Below are 16,709 nucleotides of genomic sequence, written 5' to 3'. Positions count from 1 at the left end.
TGTATGGATAAAGGGGGAAGTTTGATGGACGGTAACCGGAAAACGGAAATTAAAAAACTGACGACAGAATACATGCATCGTCAGGAAGAAATGGAAGAGAAGCGCAGCCGCCGGATGAAGGGTCTCAAACGTCGTCTTAGTGTATTTGGTGCTTTCATGCTCCTGTTCGTTATTATTGTCTCCGTCACCCTTTATCAGCAGCATTCGGCCATTCAGGACAGTGAGCGGGAAAACCAGCTGCTTCAGGAAGAACTGGAAGAGCTGCAGGCTGAAGGAAGCAGCTTGGAGGAAGAAATTGAGCTGCTGCACGATCCAGAATACATAGCAGAGCTGGCCCGGCGCGATTTCTTTTTATCAAAACCGGGAGAGACATTGTTCCAGCTGCCGCGCAGCCAAATGAATGATGATTGACACGCGTTTCTCTGCTTCGTATAATCAGGGCACATAAGCTTGCCGTTACGGAAGCAGCGAAGGAGGAGCACAAGCTGACATGACAGTGGAATCGGGAAGGACCTATACCGGACGGGTGACAGGCGTGAAGCCATTTGGTGCTTTCGTCAAACTGCCGGACGGAAAAACGGGACTCGTGCATATCAGTGAAGTGGCCGAAAGCTACGTGAAGGAAGTATCCGACTTTGTGGAAGCTGGTCAGGATGTTCAGGTTAAGGTACTGGAGATCAAGGACGACGGCAAAATTGCGCTCTCTATGAAGCAGGCCGGCAGTGAAACGAAAAGCCGGCGCAAAAAAGAAAGTCCGGCTGCATTCGAAGAGAAAATGAACCGGTTTTTAAAAGACAGTGAGGAACGGCTCTCCACGCTTCGCAGCAAAACCGATGACCGGAAGCGGGGAGACCGGAACAGATAGCAGCACCGTAAAAGGATGTGTCCGTCTTGGGATCAGGGCGGCGCATCTTTTCGTGTGCAGACAGAACAAGCTGGACAGGAAAGGAGGATGCCGGATGGGTGCAAAAGCAGATAAAGTCATGGACGTCTGCCTGCGGGCAGGGGAGATTATGCTGACGTACGGAGCAGAAACGTACCGCGTGGAAGAAACGATTGAACGAATGGCAAGAGCAGCAGGCTTTACGAACGTGCACTGCTTTTCAACGACGACCGGAATCTTCCTTTCATTTGAAGAAGAAAAAGGGAACGGCGATCTGATGCAGATGGTCCGCGTCGATGACCGGATGCAGGATTTAAATAAGGTGACCGAGGTAAACCAGGTTTCCCGGGAGTTTACCGCCGGCGACATTACGGTACAGGAAGCGGAACGCAGATTGGAAGAGATCTACGCAGCCAAAATCCAGTATCCGATGTGGTTGATTCACCTCGGAGCGGGAGTCGCAGGCGGCGGCTTTTCCTACTTATTCGGGGGCGGCCTGTTTGATTTTATTCCGGCCTTTCTGGCTGCAATGATCTCAAGCTTTACACTCGTGACGATCGAAGGCTATCTGCGAGTGCGCTTTGCTTCGGAAATCGCCGCGGCTTTTGCAGGCAGCTCCAGTGCCATCGCTCTTGTGGCACTCGGACTTGGTACGAACGTGGATCAGATCATTATCGGCTCGTTAATGCCGCTCGTTCCAGGTGTCCCGCTGACAAACGCGGTCCGTGACCTGCTCTCCGGCGATCTGCTTGCAGGTATGTCGCGCGGCGTAGAGGCTCTGCTCACATCGCTGTCGATTGCGAGCGGGGTCGCCCTCGCCATTTCGATTTTCATATAAGATTCGTGCATCATGAAGAAAGGAGGAAGCATCGTGCAGCTACTGACGGAAATTATCCTGACATTCGCAGCGATTATCGGTTTTGGCATCATATTCAGTGTGCCGAGACGGGCTCTGCTGCTCGGCGGCATGATCGGCGCCTGGACGTGGACAGCGCTGCAGGTCAGCCTGTATATGGGAATCACCAACGTGGTAGCGACCGTGATCGCCTCGTTCACTGCCGCAGTGATTGCCCATTTTCTCGCCCGGCGGGTGCAGCTGCCGGTGACCACTTTATCTATTCCCGGCATTTTGCCGCTCGTTCCCGGAAGTCTCGCTTACTTCACGATGCTTTCCTTCGTTGAAAGTGATTATATTAACGGGTTGGAGTACGGCGTTGAAACGATGCTGCAGGCTGGAGCGATTGCCGCAGGACTCGTGCTTGCGCTGTCCGTCTTCTCCTTCCGGAAAGGAATAGGAAACCGTTATGAGACAGGCGATTGAAGCATTCGCATCGGAGCATAAGCTGTTTAAGCCGCATGACCATGTCATTGCGGCTGTTTCCGGCGGCGCAGACAGCATGGCGATGCTCTGGTACCTGTACCGCTATTCCCCGCTTCAGCCGGAAGTGCTGTACCTGCATCACCACCTGCGTCGTGAAGCCGACGAAGAAGTCCGTTTTCTGAGCCGGTTCTGTCATGAACACGAGCTCGCGTTTCACGTGAAACATCTGGACGTGGCAGCCTGGATGCGCCAATCCGGAGCCGGTACTCAGGCTGCGGCTCGCGAGCTCCGCTATCAGGAACTCGACCGCCTCATGCAGGAGCGTCAGATTCCGCTGGCTGCGACGGCCCATCACGGAGACGATCAGGCCGAAACCCTGCTCATGCGCTTTCTGAGAGGTACACCCCGCGGAGAAGGTATTCCGGTCCGGCGCAGCCTGGCCTTTGGCACTGTTATTCGTCCGTTGCTCGCGGTTTCCAAAGAGGACATTCTGCAGTTTCTGCAGCACGAAAAGATCCGCTGGTGCGAGGACAGCTCCAACCAATCGGATGTTTACGAACGAAACCGCATCCGCATGAGCGTGATGCCGGTGCTCCGGGAGGAAAATCCGCAGCTGCACCGGGCGGCTCAATCGATGAGTGAGCAGGCGGCGCTCGATGATTCGTATTTGATGCAGGAGGCGCAAAAACAGCTGGAGCGGTTCCAGTTTTCACCGGATTCCGTCTGTTTTTCGACAAAGGACTGGCAGGCGGTGCCTGCGGCTTTACAAAGCCGGGTCATTCCTCTACTATTGAACTACCTTAACCCCGGAATGCCTTGGGGGAAGCATCATATTGCCGTGTTTCAGCGGACAGCATCCGGACAAGATGCATCGGAAACGGGAACGATCGGATCCGGCATCCAGCTGGAGCGGTCTTACTCGCATGTTACGCTGCGCCGTGCTCAAGAAGCGGCACTGCCGCCCCGACAGATCATTGAACCCGGAGCCGTCTGCGGCGCCGGCGGATTTGAAACCCACGGGCAGCAGGGGAAGGCGGACGCCACACTTTATGCAGACCTAGCAGCGCTTCCGCTGATCGTGCGTACGAGAAAAGACGGCGACCGCATCCATACGGCCTCTGGTACGAAAAAACTAAAAAAATTGTTTATTGATGCAAAAATTCCAAGAAAAGAACGGGACAGGTGGCCCATTGTCGCCGACAGTCATGGTACAATATTGTGGGTGCCTTTTCTTGCGGCTGCTGTGCCGCCGAACGACCCTGCGGCCCCCCTCCAGGAGATAAACCTGACGTTTGTTTCCGGACAGGGCTTGACCGCTATATACAACTAGGAGGAATTAAATCCATATGAACGAAGATATTTTGGAGACATTAATTTCGGAAGAGGAAATTCAGGAGAAAGTGACGGAGCTCGGAACAGACCTTGCTGAGGAGTACAAGGATCGATTCCCGCTCGTCATCGGTATTCTGAAAGGATCTCTTCCATTTATGGGAGATCTTATTAAAAAAATCGATGCCCACCTGGAATATGATGTGATGGACGTATCGAGCTACGGCACGGGCTTCGTATCAAGCGGCGAAGTGAAAATCGAAAAAGATTTGAACACGACCGTAAAAGGACGCGACGTCATTATCGTCGAAGATATCATCGACAGCGGAAATACACTTAAGTATCTGACAGAGCTGTTCAAATACCGTCAGGCGAATTCCGTTAAAATCGTGACGCTCCTGGATAAGCCGGAAGGACGGCAGGTAGACATTTATCCGGATCTGACAGGCTTTACCGTCCCTGATAAATTTGTAGTCGGCTACGGGCTGGATTATATCGAACGGTACCGCAACCTCCCATACATCGGCGTTTTAAAGCCGGAAGTATACGAAAAGTAAATTCGTTGTATGGCAAACAGTCGGTATGATACGATGAAAAAAGTGTATTAGATGTGGGAGGAGGACCAGGATGAATCGAATTTTTCGTAACGTCATTTTTTACTTACTTATCTTTCTCGTCATCATCGGGATCGTCAGCATTTTCCAGGCCGATCCGGACGAGACAGAACAGATAACATTCAATGAATTCCAGCAGGAGCTGGAAAATGACAATATTGAATCATTAACCATTCAGCCGACGCTGGATGTTTATGCTGCGCGCGGACAGCTGCGCGGGGCAGAAGAAGATGAATTTTTCACGGTTAACGTGCCGGACCTTCAGGTATTCCTGGAAGAGGTGATTACGTCAGCCGGCGAGCAGGGCATTGAGGAGCTCGTGATTGAACAGGCGGATGAGCCGAGCGGCTGGGTAAACGTCATGATCGCGATCATCCCGTTCGTCATCATCTTCATTCTCTTCTTCTTCCTTCTGAGCCAGGCTCAGGGCGGCGGAGGAAAAGTGATGAACTTCGGCAAGAGTAAAGCGAAGCTCGTCAGCGAAGATAAGAAAAAAGCCCGCTTTAAAGATGTAGCGGGCGCAGATGAAGAAAAGCAGGAGCTTGAAGAAGTTGTTGACTTCCTGAAGGATCCCCGCAAATTCGCGGAAATCGGCGCACGTATTCCGAAAGGGGTGCTGCTCGTAGGTCCTCCTGGTACTGGTAAAACGCTGATTGCCCGTGCGGTAGCCGGAGAAGCAGGCGTACCATTCTTCTCCATCAGCGGTTCGGACTTTGTGGAAATGTTCGTCGGGGTCGGTGCATCCCGCGTACGCGACCTGTTCGAAAACGCGAAGAAAAACTCACCGTGTATCATCTTTATCGATGAGATTGACGCAGTCGGACGACGCCGCGGCGCCGGTCTAGGCGGCGGACACGATGAGCGTGAGCAGACGCTCAACCAGCTGCTCGTCGAAATGGACGGCTTTGGTGTTAATGAAGGAATCATCCTCATTGCAGCGACAAACCGTGCGGATATTCTGGACCCTGCCCTTCTGCGTCCAGGCCGTTTCGACCGTCAGATTACGGTCGGCCGTCCGGATGTGAAAGGCCGGGAAGCGGTGCTGCAGGTGCATGCAAAGAATAAGCCGCTTGACGATACAGTCGATCTGAAGGCGATTGCCCAGCGCACACCTGGCTTCTCCGGAGCAGATTTGGAGAACCTGCTGAACGAAGCGGCGCTTGTTGCTGCCCGTTCGGATCTCAAGAAGATTGATATGGCTTCGATCGATGAGGCGATTGACCGAACGATCGCAGGACCGTCGAAGAAGAGCCGCGTTATCTCTGAAAAGGAACGCAATATCGTTGCTCACCACGAAGCCGGTCATACCGTCGTCGGGGTGAAGCTCGAAAATGCCGATATCGTGCACAAGGTAACGATCGTGCCGCGCGGACAGGCAGGCGGCTACGCGATGATGCTTCCGAAAGAGGACCGCTACTTCATGACGAAGCCGGAGCTGATTGATAAGATTATCGGCCTCCTCGGCGGACGGGTTGCAGAGGAAATCATGTTTAACGAAGTGAGCACAGGCGCTCATAACGATTTCCAGCGTGCTACCGGCATCGCCCGCAAGATGGTCATGGAATACGGCATGAGCGAAAAGCTCGGACCGATGCAGTTTGGCAGCTCGCAGGGAGAAGTCTTCCTGGGCCGCGATATCAATAATGAACAAAATTACAGTGATGCGATTGCACACGAGATTGACATGGAAGTTCAGTCAATTCTCAAAAATGCATATGCAGCCTGTAAGCAGATCCTGACGGATAACAAGCACAGCCTGGAGCTTGTAGCTCAGACGCTGCTCGAGTATGAAACGCTCGATGCGCAGCAAATTGAGTCCCTTGTAAATGAAGGCAGGCTTCCGGAAGGCCATCACGCTACCGGCCGCAACGGTAACAACGGCGAAGAAAAAGAGAACGCTGAAGCAGGTGAAGCAGAAACACCTTCTGCGGACACAAAAGAAACCGAGCATCAGGAACAGACGGACGAACCATCCGAGGATGATCGCCGTAAAGAAGATTAGTATGAGCGGGGAGGGCTTCCCGTGCCTAATGGGCACGGAAGCGCTCCTCTTTTTTGCACAGAAAGGGGGAGGCAGATGAATATTGTGGCAGATGCAGGGAATACAGTGATGACCGTCGGTGTTTTTGAAGGAGAGGATCTGCTCGCCAGCTGGGAATGGAAAACAGACAGGGGCAGAACGGTCGACGAGTATGGATTGATGCTGCACCAGATGATGGCTTTATACAGCATTCCGTCTGAGGACATCGAAGGATCACTCGTCTGCTCAGTCGTGCCGGATATGGACACCCTGTTGGAGCAGGTGCTGGAGCAGTACGTGCAGGCACCCGTCTACTTTGTCGGACCCGGTGTAAAAACAGGGCTGAATATTCTTTATGAAAATCCGCGCGAAGTCGGGGCTGACCGGATCGCGAATGCTGTAGCAGGCAAAGCACTTTACGGATCCCCGCTTATTATTGTAGACTTCGGTACAGCTATTACCTTTTGCTATCTGGATGAAGCAGGCCGCTACCTGGGAGGCGCGATTATGCCCGGACTCGATCTGGCAATGGAGGCTCTGGCAGAAAAAGCATCACGTCTTCCGAAGGTGAGGGCCGAAGCAAGTCCCCGCGTCATCGGCCGAAGCACCGCAGAAGCTCTTCAGTCCGGCTATCGCTACGGCGGTCTTGGAGCAGTGGAAGGCATCATCAGCCGCATCCGCCGGGAGTCCGGGACGAATGCGACGGTTGTTGCTGCCGGTACTGCCGCTGAATGGGCAGCGTCCGAAAGCAGGCTGATCGATCACGCCGATCCGCTATTGACGCTAAAGGGTCTGCAGTTTATTTATGAAAAAAACAGCGGCTTATACCGCTAAGGAGGAACAATGAACATGAATCAGGATTATCTCGTAAAGGCACTCGCCTATGACGATAAAGTACGAATTTATGCCATACGGTCCACAGATATGGTCAAGGAAGCAGCGCGGCGTCATAAAACATGGCGCACCGTAACAGCAGCCCTCGGCCGTGCGATTACAGCAGGCACGATGATGGGGGCGATGCTGAAAGGCGATGAAAAGCTGACGATCAAAATCGAAGGCAACGGCCCGGCAAGCCCGATCATCATTGATGCGACGGCTGCCGGTACGGCACGGGGCTATGTATCCAACAGCTTTGTCGATCCGGAGCGTCACAGCAGCGGCAAGCTGAACGTTGCAAGCGTCGTCGGAACAGAAGGCAACCTGTCTGTCGTAAAGGATCTTGGCATGCGCGACCACTTCACCGGAAGCGTGCCCCTTGTGTCAGGCGAGCTTGGCGAGGACTTCACGTATTATTTCGCAACGTCAGAGCAGACCCCGTCCTCTGTCGGTCTCGGTGTCGTGATCGGCTCGGAAGATGTGATCGAAGGAGCAGGCGGATTCATTCTGCAGATCATGCCGGGAGCGACGGATGATATTCTCGATGAAGTCGAGGCAAGGCTGCAGACGCTGCCGCCGGTCTCCTCGATGGTAAAGCGGGGCGATACGCCGGAGCAGATTGTCGAGCAGCTCACGGGCGGAAGCTACCGGATTCTCGACACCCAGCCAACAAGGTTTGAATGCAGCTGTTCCAAGGAACGGATCTCGACTGCGCTGCACAGCATCGATGAGGATGAACTCAAAGCGATGATTCATGAAGATGAAGGCGCTGAAACGACGTGCCATTTCTGTAACGAGCAGTATCTCTTTTCCAAAGCAGAGCTTGAAGAGATCTTATTTGCGCGTCAGGAAAAATAAACTTCAGTTGCTTTTCCAGAAATCGTCTGCTAAACTGACTGTGTAAACCTATTAAAATAGTCAGGATTAAAAGGGAGGCAGTACCATGGTGAAAGTCGTTAACAATATTACGGAGCTGATTGGAGATACACCACTTGTTAAACTGCAGCGCATGACCGGGGAACAGGACGCAGATGTCTATCTGAAGCTGGAGTTTATGAATCCAGGCAGCAGTGTGAAAGACCGTATTGCGATTTCCATGCTGAACGCCGCAGAGGAGCAGGGAAACCTGAAGCCTGGTGATACGATTATCGAGCCGACGAGCGGGAACACCGGGATTGGTCTTGCGATGGTTGCCGCTGCAAAAGGCTACAAGAGCGTACTTGTCATGCCGGATACGATGAGCATGGAGCGACGCAATTTACTGCGTGCGTACGGAGCTGACCTTGTCTTAACACCTGGTGCAAAAGGAATGAAGGGCGCCATTGCTAAGGCGCTCGAACTGCAAAAGGAGCATGGCTACTTTATGCCGCAGCAGTTTGAGAACGAAGCGAACCCGAAGATCCACCGTGAAACGACGGGCAGGGAACTGCTTGAACAGGTCGGCGATCAGCTGGATGCGTTCATTTCCGGCATCGGAACCGGCGGAACGATCACAGGCGCCGGCGAAGTGCTGAAAGAAAAGTTCCCGGATCTGAACATCATTGCATTGGAGCCGGAGGATTCACCAGTTCTTTCCGGAGGCGGTCCAGGACCTCATAAAATTCAGGGAATCGGAGCCGGTTTTGTACCGGACATTCTAAATACAGATATTTTTGATGAAGTGATGCAGGTCTCTACTGAGCAGGCATATGAATATGCACGCCGTGCTGCACGTGAAGAAGGAATTCTCGGGGGCGTTTCTTCCGGTGCTGCCATTTATGCAGCGCTTGAGACAGCGAAAAAGCTGGGCAAAGGCAAGAAAGTCGTCGCCGTCATTCCAAGTAACGGAGAGCGCTACTTGAGCACGCCGCTTTATCAGTTTGAAGAACAGGAAACAACGAGCAACTAAAGAGCGGATCCTATAGATCTACCAGCTGCGCCGGGAATGTTCCGGGTGCAGCTTTTTTATCTTTGATAGAGAAAATCGCTGCCGCAGGCTTCAGGCGGTTCTGCTCAAAAGGCAATGATTGCAGGATAGAGGGCTCCCCCGTATAATGATGGGAGAAAATGAAACGGCCCTGCAGCGGCCGGAGGTGACGCAATGACACAATCTATGGATGTTCAGGGCCGCCCGGTCCCACTGGCGGAAGACCGGGAGCCTTGGTTCGAAACGTATAAAAAACTGAGCCGGCAGAGTGCCAATCATCTTCTGCTGGAAAGCGGACGCGGGGGACGCTACTCCTTTATCGGCCTTCATCCGGTCTCGATTTTAAAAGGGAAAAACGGCAGGCTTGTCGTCAGTGAAAACGGAGAAGAGACGGTGCTGGAGGGCCCCATTTTGCAGAGCCTCCGCGCGTGGCTTCAGCGCTATACGGCACCAAAGCGGGAGGCGCTTCCCGATTTTCAAGGAGGCATTGCCGGGCAGTTCAGCTATGATTTAATCCGGGAGATTGAATCGCTCCCAAATGAGGCAGCTGATGATCTTGCAACTGATGATGTCCTGCTGCTGGCGTTTCAGGAGCTGTATGTCATTGACCACCAGGAAGACATACGCTGGTGTATCGTTTCAGGGGCGGCCGAAGAGCTTGAAGCTAAGCTGAAGCGGATGGAGACAGACTGGCAGGAGGCAGCAGCATCGGCATTCGACGGCTGGCAGCGGCCAGCACCAGCTTCAGATGACGTGCATCGTTCGATGGATGAAGCCCGCTTTGCCGAGGCTGTGACAAAAACGAAAGATTATATTGCTGCAGGCGACGTGTTTCAAGTCAACCTGTCGGTCCGGGAAACGCGGAACCAGACGACGGAGCCGCTCCATATTTATGAGCATCTCCGCAGCATGAACCCCTCGCCGTACATGGGCTTTTTACAGACAAAGGAGCTGACCTACGTCAGTGCGTCGCCGGAGCTGCTCGTGAAAACAGCAGGCGATGAAGTAAGCACGAGACCGATCGCCGGAACCCGTTCACGAGGGCGGGATGATGCAGAAGACCGCCGCCTTGCAGAAACGCTCCTCGCCAACGAAAAAGAGCGCGCGGAGCACATTATGCTCGTGGATCTTGAGCGCAACGATCTCGGCCGCGTCTGTGAATATGGAACGGTCGATGTGAATGAGCTGATGGTCATTGAAAAATATTCACACGTGCAGCACATTGTTTCCAACGTGCGGGGGACGAAGCGGTCCGACTGTGATGCGCTTGACGTTATTGCCGCTGCTTTTCCGGGTGGTACCATTACCGGAGCACCGAAAATACGCACGATGGAAATTATTGAGGAGCTGGAGCCGGTCCGACGCGGCGCCTATACTGGTGCGATGGGCTGGATCGGCTGGAACGGCGACATGGAGCTGAACATTACCATCCGCACGATGATTGTAAAAGACGGCCGGCTGCACGTGCAGGCAGGAGCGGGGATCGTCATCGATTCCGAACCGCGGGCAGAATACCGGGAGTCACTGAAGAAAGCGGCCGCTCTCTGGCGGGCGCTGGAAATGAGTGAAGCAGAGGCAGAAGAGCAGAGGAGGATATCAAAATGATTTTAATGATTGATAACTACGATTCGTTCACGTATAACCTGGTTCAGTATCTCGGTGAAATGGGACAGGAGCTTGTCGTCAGACGTAACGATCAGATTACGATGGAGGACATCCGCGAGCTGAATCCGGACTATCTGATGATTTCACCGGGTCCTTGTTCACCGGACGAAGCCGGTGTTTCGATGGAGGCGATCCGCACATTCGCCGGACAGATCCCAATTTTCGGCGTCTGCCTCGGGCACCAGGCAATGGCCCAGGTATTTGGCGGAGACGTCGTACGGGCAGAGCGGCTTATGCACGGCAAGACGTCTGAAGTATTTCACGATGGAAAAAGCGTATTTCGAGGACTTCCGGATCCGTTTGTTGCGACACGCTACCATTCCCTGATCGTAAAGCGCGAAACACTGCCGGACTGCTTTGACATCACGGCGGAAACAGATGAAAAAGAGATCATGGGCATCCGTCATAAGGAGCTGCCGGTAGAAGGGGTGCAGTTTCATCCGGAATCGATCATGACAGATACCGGGAAAATAATGCTCCGCAACTTTCTTGACGCATACAAGGAGTTTGAGCCGGCATGTACCTCTATGTAAACGGAACGATTCAGGACGATAAAGAGATCCGCATTTCCCCGTATGAGCACGGCTTTCTGTACGGGGCGGGTCTCTTTGAGACGTTCCGGACCTACGGCGGGCACCCTTTTCTCTTTTCCGATCACATACGCCGCCTGGAGGAAGGTGCTGCAGAGCTTGGACTTGTGCTTCCTGCGGCCTTGGAGCAAGACATCCGCTTGGCCGTTCCGAAGCTTCTGGAACGGAACGGCATGGCAGACGGCTATTTTCGTCTGAATGTCTCGGCCGGTGCTGAAGGCGTCGGTCTGCCTCAAGAGCCTTACCGCAGCCCCCTCATCATTCTCTACGTCAAAGCACTGCCGAATCAGGCGGCGCAAGAAAAGGTCGCCGTCACGCTTCAGCTTCGGCGCAGCAGTCCAGAAGGCGCCGTGCGTCGTAAATCCCATCATTACTGGAATAATATTCTCGCAAAACGGGAAGTGGGTAAGCACGCTGCTGAAGGAATTTTTCTGGACGCAGCCGGTGCTGTATCGGAAAGCATTACGTCCAACCTTTTTTTCACGGATGGCCATACGCTTTATACGCCTGATCCGTCGACCGGCTGTCTGCCGGGCGTGACGGCAGGCTTTGTCCGTCATGCAGCGCGTGCACTCGGCATGCAGGTGGAGCAGGGCAGGTACCCGCTCCAGAAAGCGCTCCGTGCCGAAGAGGCTTTTCTAACGAATTCCATACAGGAAATTGTGCCGCTCAAGCGCTGGGACGATACGATCTTTCCGGGAAAGCGGGGACCGGTGGCACGCAGCCTGCAGCGGGTTTACAAGCAGGCAGCTGAAAAGACGAAACAGCAGGAAGAACAGGGTGATAGAGAATGAAGAAGATGAAATGGAAGACGCATGAACTGAACTTCGCGGAAAAAACGTACGTGATGGGCATCTTAAATGCGACGCCTGATTCGTTTTCCGACGGCGGACGTTACGAGACTGTGGAACGAGCGGTGCGGCATGCCCGGGAAATGACTGCGGATGGAGCTGATATCATCGATGTCGGTGGTGAATCGACTCGGCCGGGAGCGGAAAAGGTTGGCCAGGCAGAAGAAATCAGCCGGGTCGTCCCAGTTATTGAAGCGCTCCAACAAACGATTGATGCGCCGATCTCTATTGATACGTATAAAGCCGCTACGGCAGAAGCAGCGCTGGAAGCCGGCGCATCAATCATTAACGACGTCTGGGGTGCTAAAGCGGATGCGGACATGGCCGGAACGGCTGCTGCCGCGGATGTTCCGATTGTCCTTATGCACAACCGCCCGGAAGCGGTGTACACCGATCTGATTGCAGATATGAAGCGGGACTTGTCGGAGTCGATTGAACGCTGCCTTCGTGCAGGAGTAAAAGACGACCGGATTATTCTCGACCCGGGGATCGGGTTTGCAAAAAGCTATGAAGATAATCTGCTTGTCATGCGACGTCTCGGTGAATTCAATGAGCTAGGCTACCCGCTGCTGCTCGGCACCTCCCGCAAATCACTCATCGCTAAAACCCTCGACCTGCCTGTGGAAGAGCGCATGGAAGGGACTGGTGCTACAGTCTGCCGCGGCATCGATCAAGGATGCAGCATCGTGCGCGTCCACGACGTGAAGGAGATCAGCCGGATGACCCGGATGATGGACGCAATGCTAGGAAAAGGCCGGCACCCACTTACGACTATTGGAGGCGTATAAGCATGGATAAAGTCTACGTAGAGGGAATGCGATTTTACGGTTATCACGGAGCGTTTAAAGAAGAAAACGAGCTGGGCCAGCGCTTTTACTGCGATATCATTATGGAGCTGGACGCAGAAAAGCCTGGAACGACCGATGATCTCGATGATACAGTGAACTACGCACTCGTGTATGAATCTGCGAAGGAAGTACTTGAAGGAGAACCGGTGAAGCTCGTGGAAACCTTAACCCGCAAAGTCGCCTCGCTTATTTTAGGCCGCTTTGACATCGTGCATGCAGTGACGGTGAAAGTAACGAAGCCGGATCCGCCGATTCCAGGCCACTATGATGCGGTAGCCGTTGAGATTCGCCGTGAACGGGGATTTGACGGAACGTGAAGGCGTATATCAGCCTCGGGGCAAACATAGGCGACCGGTTCAGCCAGCTGGAAGATGCTGTGCACATGCTTCACAGGCTGGAGCATATCAAGGTAACGAACCAATCCTCTTACTATGAGACGAAACCAGTCGGGGTGACAGATCAGCCTGATTTCCTGAATGCGGTGGTAGAGATTGAAACGGATCTCGCCCCGCTCGCTCTATTGGAGAAAACGCAGTCGATTGAGCAGGAGCTCGGTCGCGTCCGCAAGAAAAAATGGGGCCCCCGTACGATAGATCTTGACATTTTACTCTATGGAGACGAGAATATAGAGTTGGAATCGTTGATTATCCCGCACCCCCGCATGCGTGAGCGCGGATTTGTCATGCTTCCGCTTGCAGAGATAGCACCAGAGCTGCAGGTGGCAGATGGAGAAACAGCTGCAGAAGCGGCTCGTGCGTTCACCGGGGACAGCGGCATTGTGAAAGCTGAAAAGCCGCGCTGAATGGTGGAGACCGGAGCAATCCCCCGGTTTGAAATAGAAGAGGTGGAAAAGATGCTGAAAATTGGCGATATTGAAATGAAAAATCCTGTCGTACTCGCCCCTATGGCCGGTGTATGCAATCCGGCATTCCGCTTGATCGCAAAAGAGTTCGGAACCGGCCTCGTCTGTGCGGAAATGGTCAGTGACAAAGCGATTCTCCGTGAGAATAAGCGTTCTCTGAAAATGCTGTACGTAGACGAGCGCGAAAAACCGCTCAGCCTTCAAATTTTCGGCGGCACAAAAGAGACGCTTACAGAAGCAGTGAAAGTCGTGGATAAGCAGACAAATGCGGACATCATTGACATTAACATGGGATGTCCGGTGCCAAAGATTACGTCCTGTGACGCAGGGGCCAAGTGGCTGCTCAATCCCGATAAAATTTATGACATGGTGCAGGCTGCTGTTAACGCAGCGGATAAACCGGTCACAGTAAAAATGAGAACAGGCTGGGATGACGATCACGTCTATGCGGTAGAAAACGCCAAGGCTGTTGAAGCGGCCGGCGGCAAGGCAGTTGCCGTGCACGGACGTACCCGTTATCAGATGTATGAAGGAAAAGCAGACTGGAACATCATTAAACAGGTGAAAGAGTCGGTCAATATCCCGGTTATCGGCAACGGGGATATTGAAACACCGGAAGATGCCAAGCGGATGATGGAGTTCTCAGGAGTAGACGGCGTGATGATCGGCCGCGCTGCACTTGGAAACCCGTGGATGCTCTATCGGACGGTCCGCTACTTGGAATCAGGTGAACATATACCGGAACCGACTCCGTATGAAAAAATGGAAGTCTGCATTTTGCATATGGATCGATTGATCGATCTGAAAGGCGAAAAAGTCGCTGTGAAGGAAATGCGCAAGCATGCTTCCTGGTACATCAAAGGACTAAAGGGAGCTGCTGAGCTCCGTAATGAAATCAACCAGATGACGACGCGCGACGGCATGGCCGACGTGCTCATCAGCATCGGCGGTAAGCTGGAAGAAAAGCGGCCGCGTGCAGCAGGCCGCTGATCCCGTTCTGCTTCTGCGTTTTTCATCATTAGCGAAAACTGCCGGTAGATGCTGTCGGCAGTTTTCTATGTATCCACTACTACTTAACTACCCAGGAGTTGATGAACGTGAGTCAAGAATTCGAAGGTTCCGATCAAATGCAGGTCCGCCGTGAAAAGCTGGAGCAGATGCAGCAGAGCGGCATGGATCCGTTTGGCGGTAAATACGAACGATCGCACGATGCAGCCTCTATTTTGGCGCAGTATGAAGAGATGACAAAAGAAGACCTTGCAGAAGAAGAGGTTCCTGTTTCGATCGCAGGGCGGATGATGACAAAACGAGGTAAAGGGAAGGCCGGATTTGCCCATATTCAGGACTTAAGCGGCCAGATCCAGATTTATGTACGAAAAGACAGCGTTGGAGAAGAGCAGTACGAGCAGTTTACAAAGTCAGACATCGGCGATATGTTCGGTGTCCGCGGCGTGATTTTTAAAACGAAGGTAGGCGAGCTCTCCGTAAAAGCAGAGGAGCTGATCTTCCTGTCCAAATCTCTTCGTCCGCTTCCGGACAAGTACCACGGACTTAAAGACGTCGAGCAGCGCTACCGGCAGCGCTACCTTGATCTGATTGTAAACCCGGAAGTGCGCGATACGTTTGTCACAAGAAGCCGGATTTTGCAGTCGATGCGCCGCTACCTGGATGATCGCGGATACTTGGAAGTAGAGACACCGATGATGCACTCCATTCCGGGCGGAGCGACAGCTCGTCCGTTCGTTACTCATCACAATGCGCTCGATATGACGCTGTACATGCGTATTGCGATCGAGCTGCACCTGAAGCGTTTGATCGTCGGCGGTATGGAGAAGGTCTATGAGATCGGCCGCGTCTTCCGAAATGAAGGGATCTCCACACGTCACAATCCGGAATTTACGATGATCGAGCTGTATGAAGCTTACGCGGACTACGAAGACATCATGAATCTGACAGAAGAACTTGTTGCACACATTTCCCGCGAGGTGCTCGGCAGCACGAAGGTTGTTTATGATGACACGGAAATAGATCTGGAGCCCCGCTGGAAGCGGGTGCACATGGTCGATGCTGTGAAAGAGCATACCGGAGTCGACTTCTGGCAGGAGATGAGCGATGAGGAAGCAAGAGCTCTTGCAAAGGAGCATGGAGTACCGATTAAAGACACGATGAAGTTCGGTCATGTTGTGAACGAATTCTTCGAGCACTTTATTGAAGAAAAACTGATCCAGCCAACGTTTGTTTACGGACATCCGCTTGATATTTCCCCGCTTGCGAAGAAGAACGCGGATGATCCGCGCTTTACAGATCGGTTTGAACTGTTCATTGTTGGACGTGAACACGCTAACGCCTTCACCGAGCTGAACGACCCGATCGATCAGCGCAGCCGATTCGAAGCGCAGCTGGAAGAGCGGGAGCAGGGTGATGATGAGGCCCATATGATGGACGAAGATTTCGTCGAGTCACTGGAGTACGGCATGCCTCCAACAGGAGGGCTCGGCATCGGTATCGACCGTCTCGTTATGCTGCTGACGAACTCCCAGTCCATTCGTGACGTACTGCTGTTTCCGCAGATGCGTCCGCAGGATGATCACGAGTAACATCACATCAAAGGCAAGAAAGAGGCTGGATGACCAGCCTCTTTCTGCCATTAAGCAGAGTGAAACAGCTGCCGTAAAAAAAGTAATATCTTTTTTCTGATTATCTCTTGTCAGATAGAAATGAATCGTGATATATTATTATTCGTCGCTGCAGGACAGCGCAGCCGCAACGAACAGCTGAAAACTTCTTAATAAAAAGTTGTTGACGCAAAATGTTCAGCGTGCTATATTAATAAAGTCGCCAAAACGAGCGACGCCGAGCAACACGGCCCTTTGAAAACTAAACAAAAGACAAGAAGAAGGAAAGAGAATGAATCATTCTCTGTCAATTTTTGAAATACAGGAAT

General features: G+C 52.9%; 18 protein-coding genes. All 18 read left to right on the top strand.

All coding sequences use genetic code 11. The features are described from left to right. Positions 1-24: 24 nt before the first annotated feature. Positions 25-411 (top strand): FtsB family cell division protein, encoded by a 387-nt coding sequence (locus ACSZLD_RS15945; protein ID WP_377910367.1) that lies wholly within the window; start codon positions 25-27, stop codon positions 409-411. Between the two features lie 79 nt (positions 412-490). Next, a complete protein-coding gene (locus ACSZLD_RS15940) occupies positions 491-865 on the top strand; it encodes a S1 RNA-binding domain-containing protein (RefSeq protein WP_377910368.1) in 375 nt (124 codons plus the stop codon). A gap of 94 nt (positions 866-959) precedes the next feature. Next, positions 960-1,721 carry a threonine/serine exporter family protein gene (locus ACSZLD_RS15935; RefSeq protein WP_444685765.1) on the top strand — a complete coding sequence of 254 codons (762 nt, stop codon included), beginning with the start codon at positions 960-962 and terminating at the stop codon, positions 1,719-1,721. A 33-nt stretch (positions 1,722-1,754) separates the two neighbouring features. Beyond that, positions 1,755-2,204, top strand: coding sequence for a threonine/serine exporter family protein (locus ACSZLD_RS15930; protein WP_377910370.1), 450 nt, complete (start codon positions 1,755-1,757; stop codon positions 2,202-2,204). Further along, positions 2,188-3,534: a tRNA lysidine(34) synthetase TilS gene (gene tilS, locus ACSZLD_RS15925; RefSeq protein ID WP_377910371.1), complete on the top strand. Its 1,347-nt coding sequence runs from the start codon at positions 2,188-2,190 to the stop codon at positions 3,532-3,534. Before ACSZLD_RS15930 ends, tilS begins: the two co-directional genes overlap by 17 nt. Before the next feature lie 16 nt (positions 3,535-3,550). Beyond that, positions 3,551-4,090 (top strand): hypoxanthine phosphoribosyltransferase, encoded by a 540-nt coding sequence (gene hpt, locus ACSZLD_RS15920; RefSeq protein ID WP_444685764.1) that lies wholly within the window; start codon positions 3,551-3,553, stop codon positions 4,088-4,090. Between the two features lie 70 nt (positions 4,091-4,160). Continuing rightward, the gene (gene ftsH / locus ACSZLD_RS15915; protein WP_377910373.1) at positions 4,161-6,149 is read left to right on the top strand and encodes an ATP-dependent zinc metalloprotease FtsH; all 1,989 of its coding nucleotides are present in this window, start codon (positions 4,161-4,163) and stop codon (positions 6,147-6,149) included. A 75-nt stretch (positions 6,150-6,224) separates the two neighbouring features. After that, positions 6,225-7,001, top strand: a complete 777-nt coding sequence (locus ACSZLD_RS15910) for a type III pantothenate kinase (protein WP_444685763.1) — start codon at positions 6,225-6,227, stop codon at positions 6,999-7,001. Positions 7,002-7,016: 15 nt separating this feature from the next. Next, positions 7,017-7,901: an Hsp33 family molecular chaperone HslO gene (gene hslO / locus ACSZLD_RS15905; RefSeq protein WP_377910375.1), complete on the top strand. Its 885-nt coding sequence runs from the start codon at positions 7,017-7,019 to the stop codon at positions 7,899-7,901. A gap of 85 nt (positions 7,902-7,986) precedes the next feature. Further along, positions 7,987-8,931: a cysteine synthase A gene (gene cysK, locus ACSZLD_RS15900; RefSeq protein WP_377910376.1), complete on the top strand. Its 945-nt coding sequence runs from the start codon at positions 7,987-7,989 to the stop codon at positions 8,929-8,931. A 192-nt stretch (positions 8,932-9,123) separates the two neighbouring features. Next, positions 9,124-10,554, top strand: a complete 1,431-nt coding sequence (gene pabB, locus ACSZLD_RS15895; protein ID WP_377910377.1) for an aminodeoxychorismate synthase, component I — start codon at positions 9,124-9,126, stop codon at positions 10,552-10,554. Then, on the top strand, positions 10,551-11,147 hold the full coding sequence (gene pabA, locus ACSZLD_RS15890) for an aminodeoxychorismate/anthranilate synthase component II (RefSeq protein ID WP_444685762.1): 597 nt from the start codon (positions 10,551-10,553) through the stop codon (positions 11,145-11,147). The genes pabB and pabA overlap by 4 nt, the downstream gene beginning before the upstream one ends. Further along, the gene (pabC, locus tag ACSZLD_RS15885) at positions 11,132-11,998 is read left to right on the top strand and encodes an aminodeoxychorismate lyase (protein ID WP_377910379.1); all 867 of its coding nucleotides are present in this window, start codon (positions 11,132-11,134) and stop codon (positions 11,996-11,998) included. The genes pabA and pabC overlap by 16 nt, the downstream gene beginning before the upstream one ends. After that, positions 11,995-12,843: a dihydropteroate synthase gene (gene folP / locus ACSZLD_RS15880; protein WP_377910380.1), complete on the top strand. Its 849-nt coding sequence runs from the start codon at positions 11,995-11,997 to the stop codon at positions 12,841-12,843. The genes pabC and folP overlap by 4 nt, the downstream gene beginning before the upstream one ends. A 2-nt stretch (positions 12,844-12,845) precedes the next feature. Continuing rightward, a complete protein-coding gene (gene folB / locus ACSZLD_RS15875) occupies positions 12,846-13,220 on the top strand; it encodes a dihydroneopterin aldolase (protein ID WP_377910381.1) in 375 nt (124 codons plus the stop codon). Then, positions 13,217-13,705 (top strand): 2-amino-4-hydroxy-6-hydroxymethyldihydropteridine diphosphokinase, encoded by a 489-nt coding sequence (folK, locus tag ACSZLD_RS15870; RefSeq protein WP_377910382.1) that lies wholly within the window; start codon positions 13,217-13,219, stop codon positions 13,703-13,705. Before folB ends, folK begins: the two co-directional genes overlap by 4 nt. A 51-nt stretch (positions 13,706-13,756) precedes the next feature. Continuing rightward, positions 13,757-14,755: a tRNA dihydrouridine synthase DusB gene (gene dusB, locus ACSZLD_RS15865; RefSeq protein ID WP_377910383.1), complete on the top strand. Its 999-nt coding sequence runs from the start codon at positions 13,757-13,759 to the stop codon at positions 14,753-14,755. 137 nt (positions 14,756-14,892) lie between these two features. Next, entirely contained in the window at positions 14,893-16,362 is a 1,470-nt protein-coding gene (gene lysS / locus ACSZLD_RS15860) for a lysine--tRNA ligase (protein WP_440898602.1), read from the top strand. Positions 16,363-16,709 lie beyond the last annotated feature (347 nt).

The sequence above is a fragment of the Alkalicoccus luteus genome (genome assembly GCF_052061695.1).
GTDB lineage: Bacteria > Bacillota > Bacilli > Bacillales > Salisediminibacteriaceae > Alkalicoccus > Alkalicoccus luteus.
Note: the sequence above shows the minus strand (reverse complement) of the source record. Positions and strands in the feature narration are given on the sequence as shown.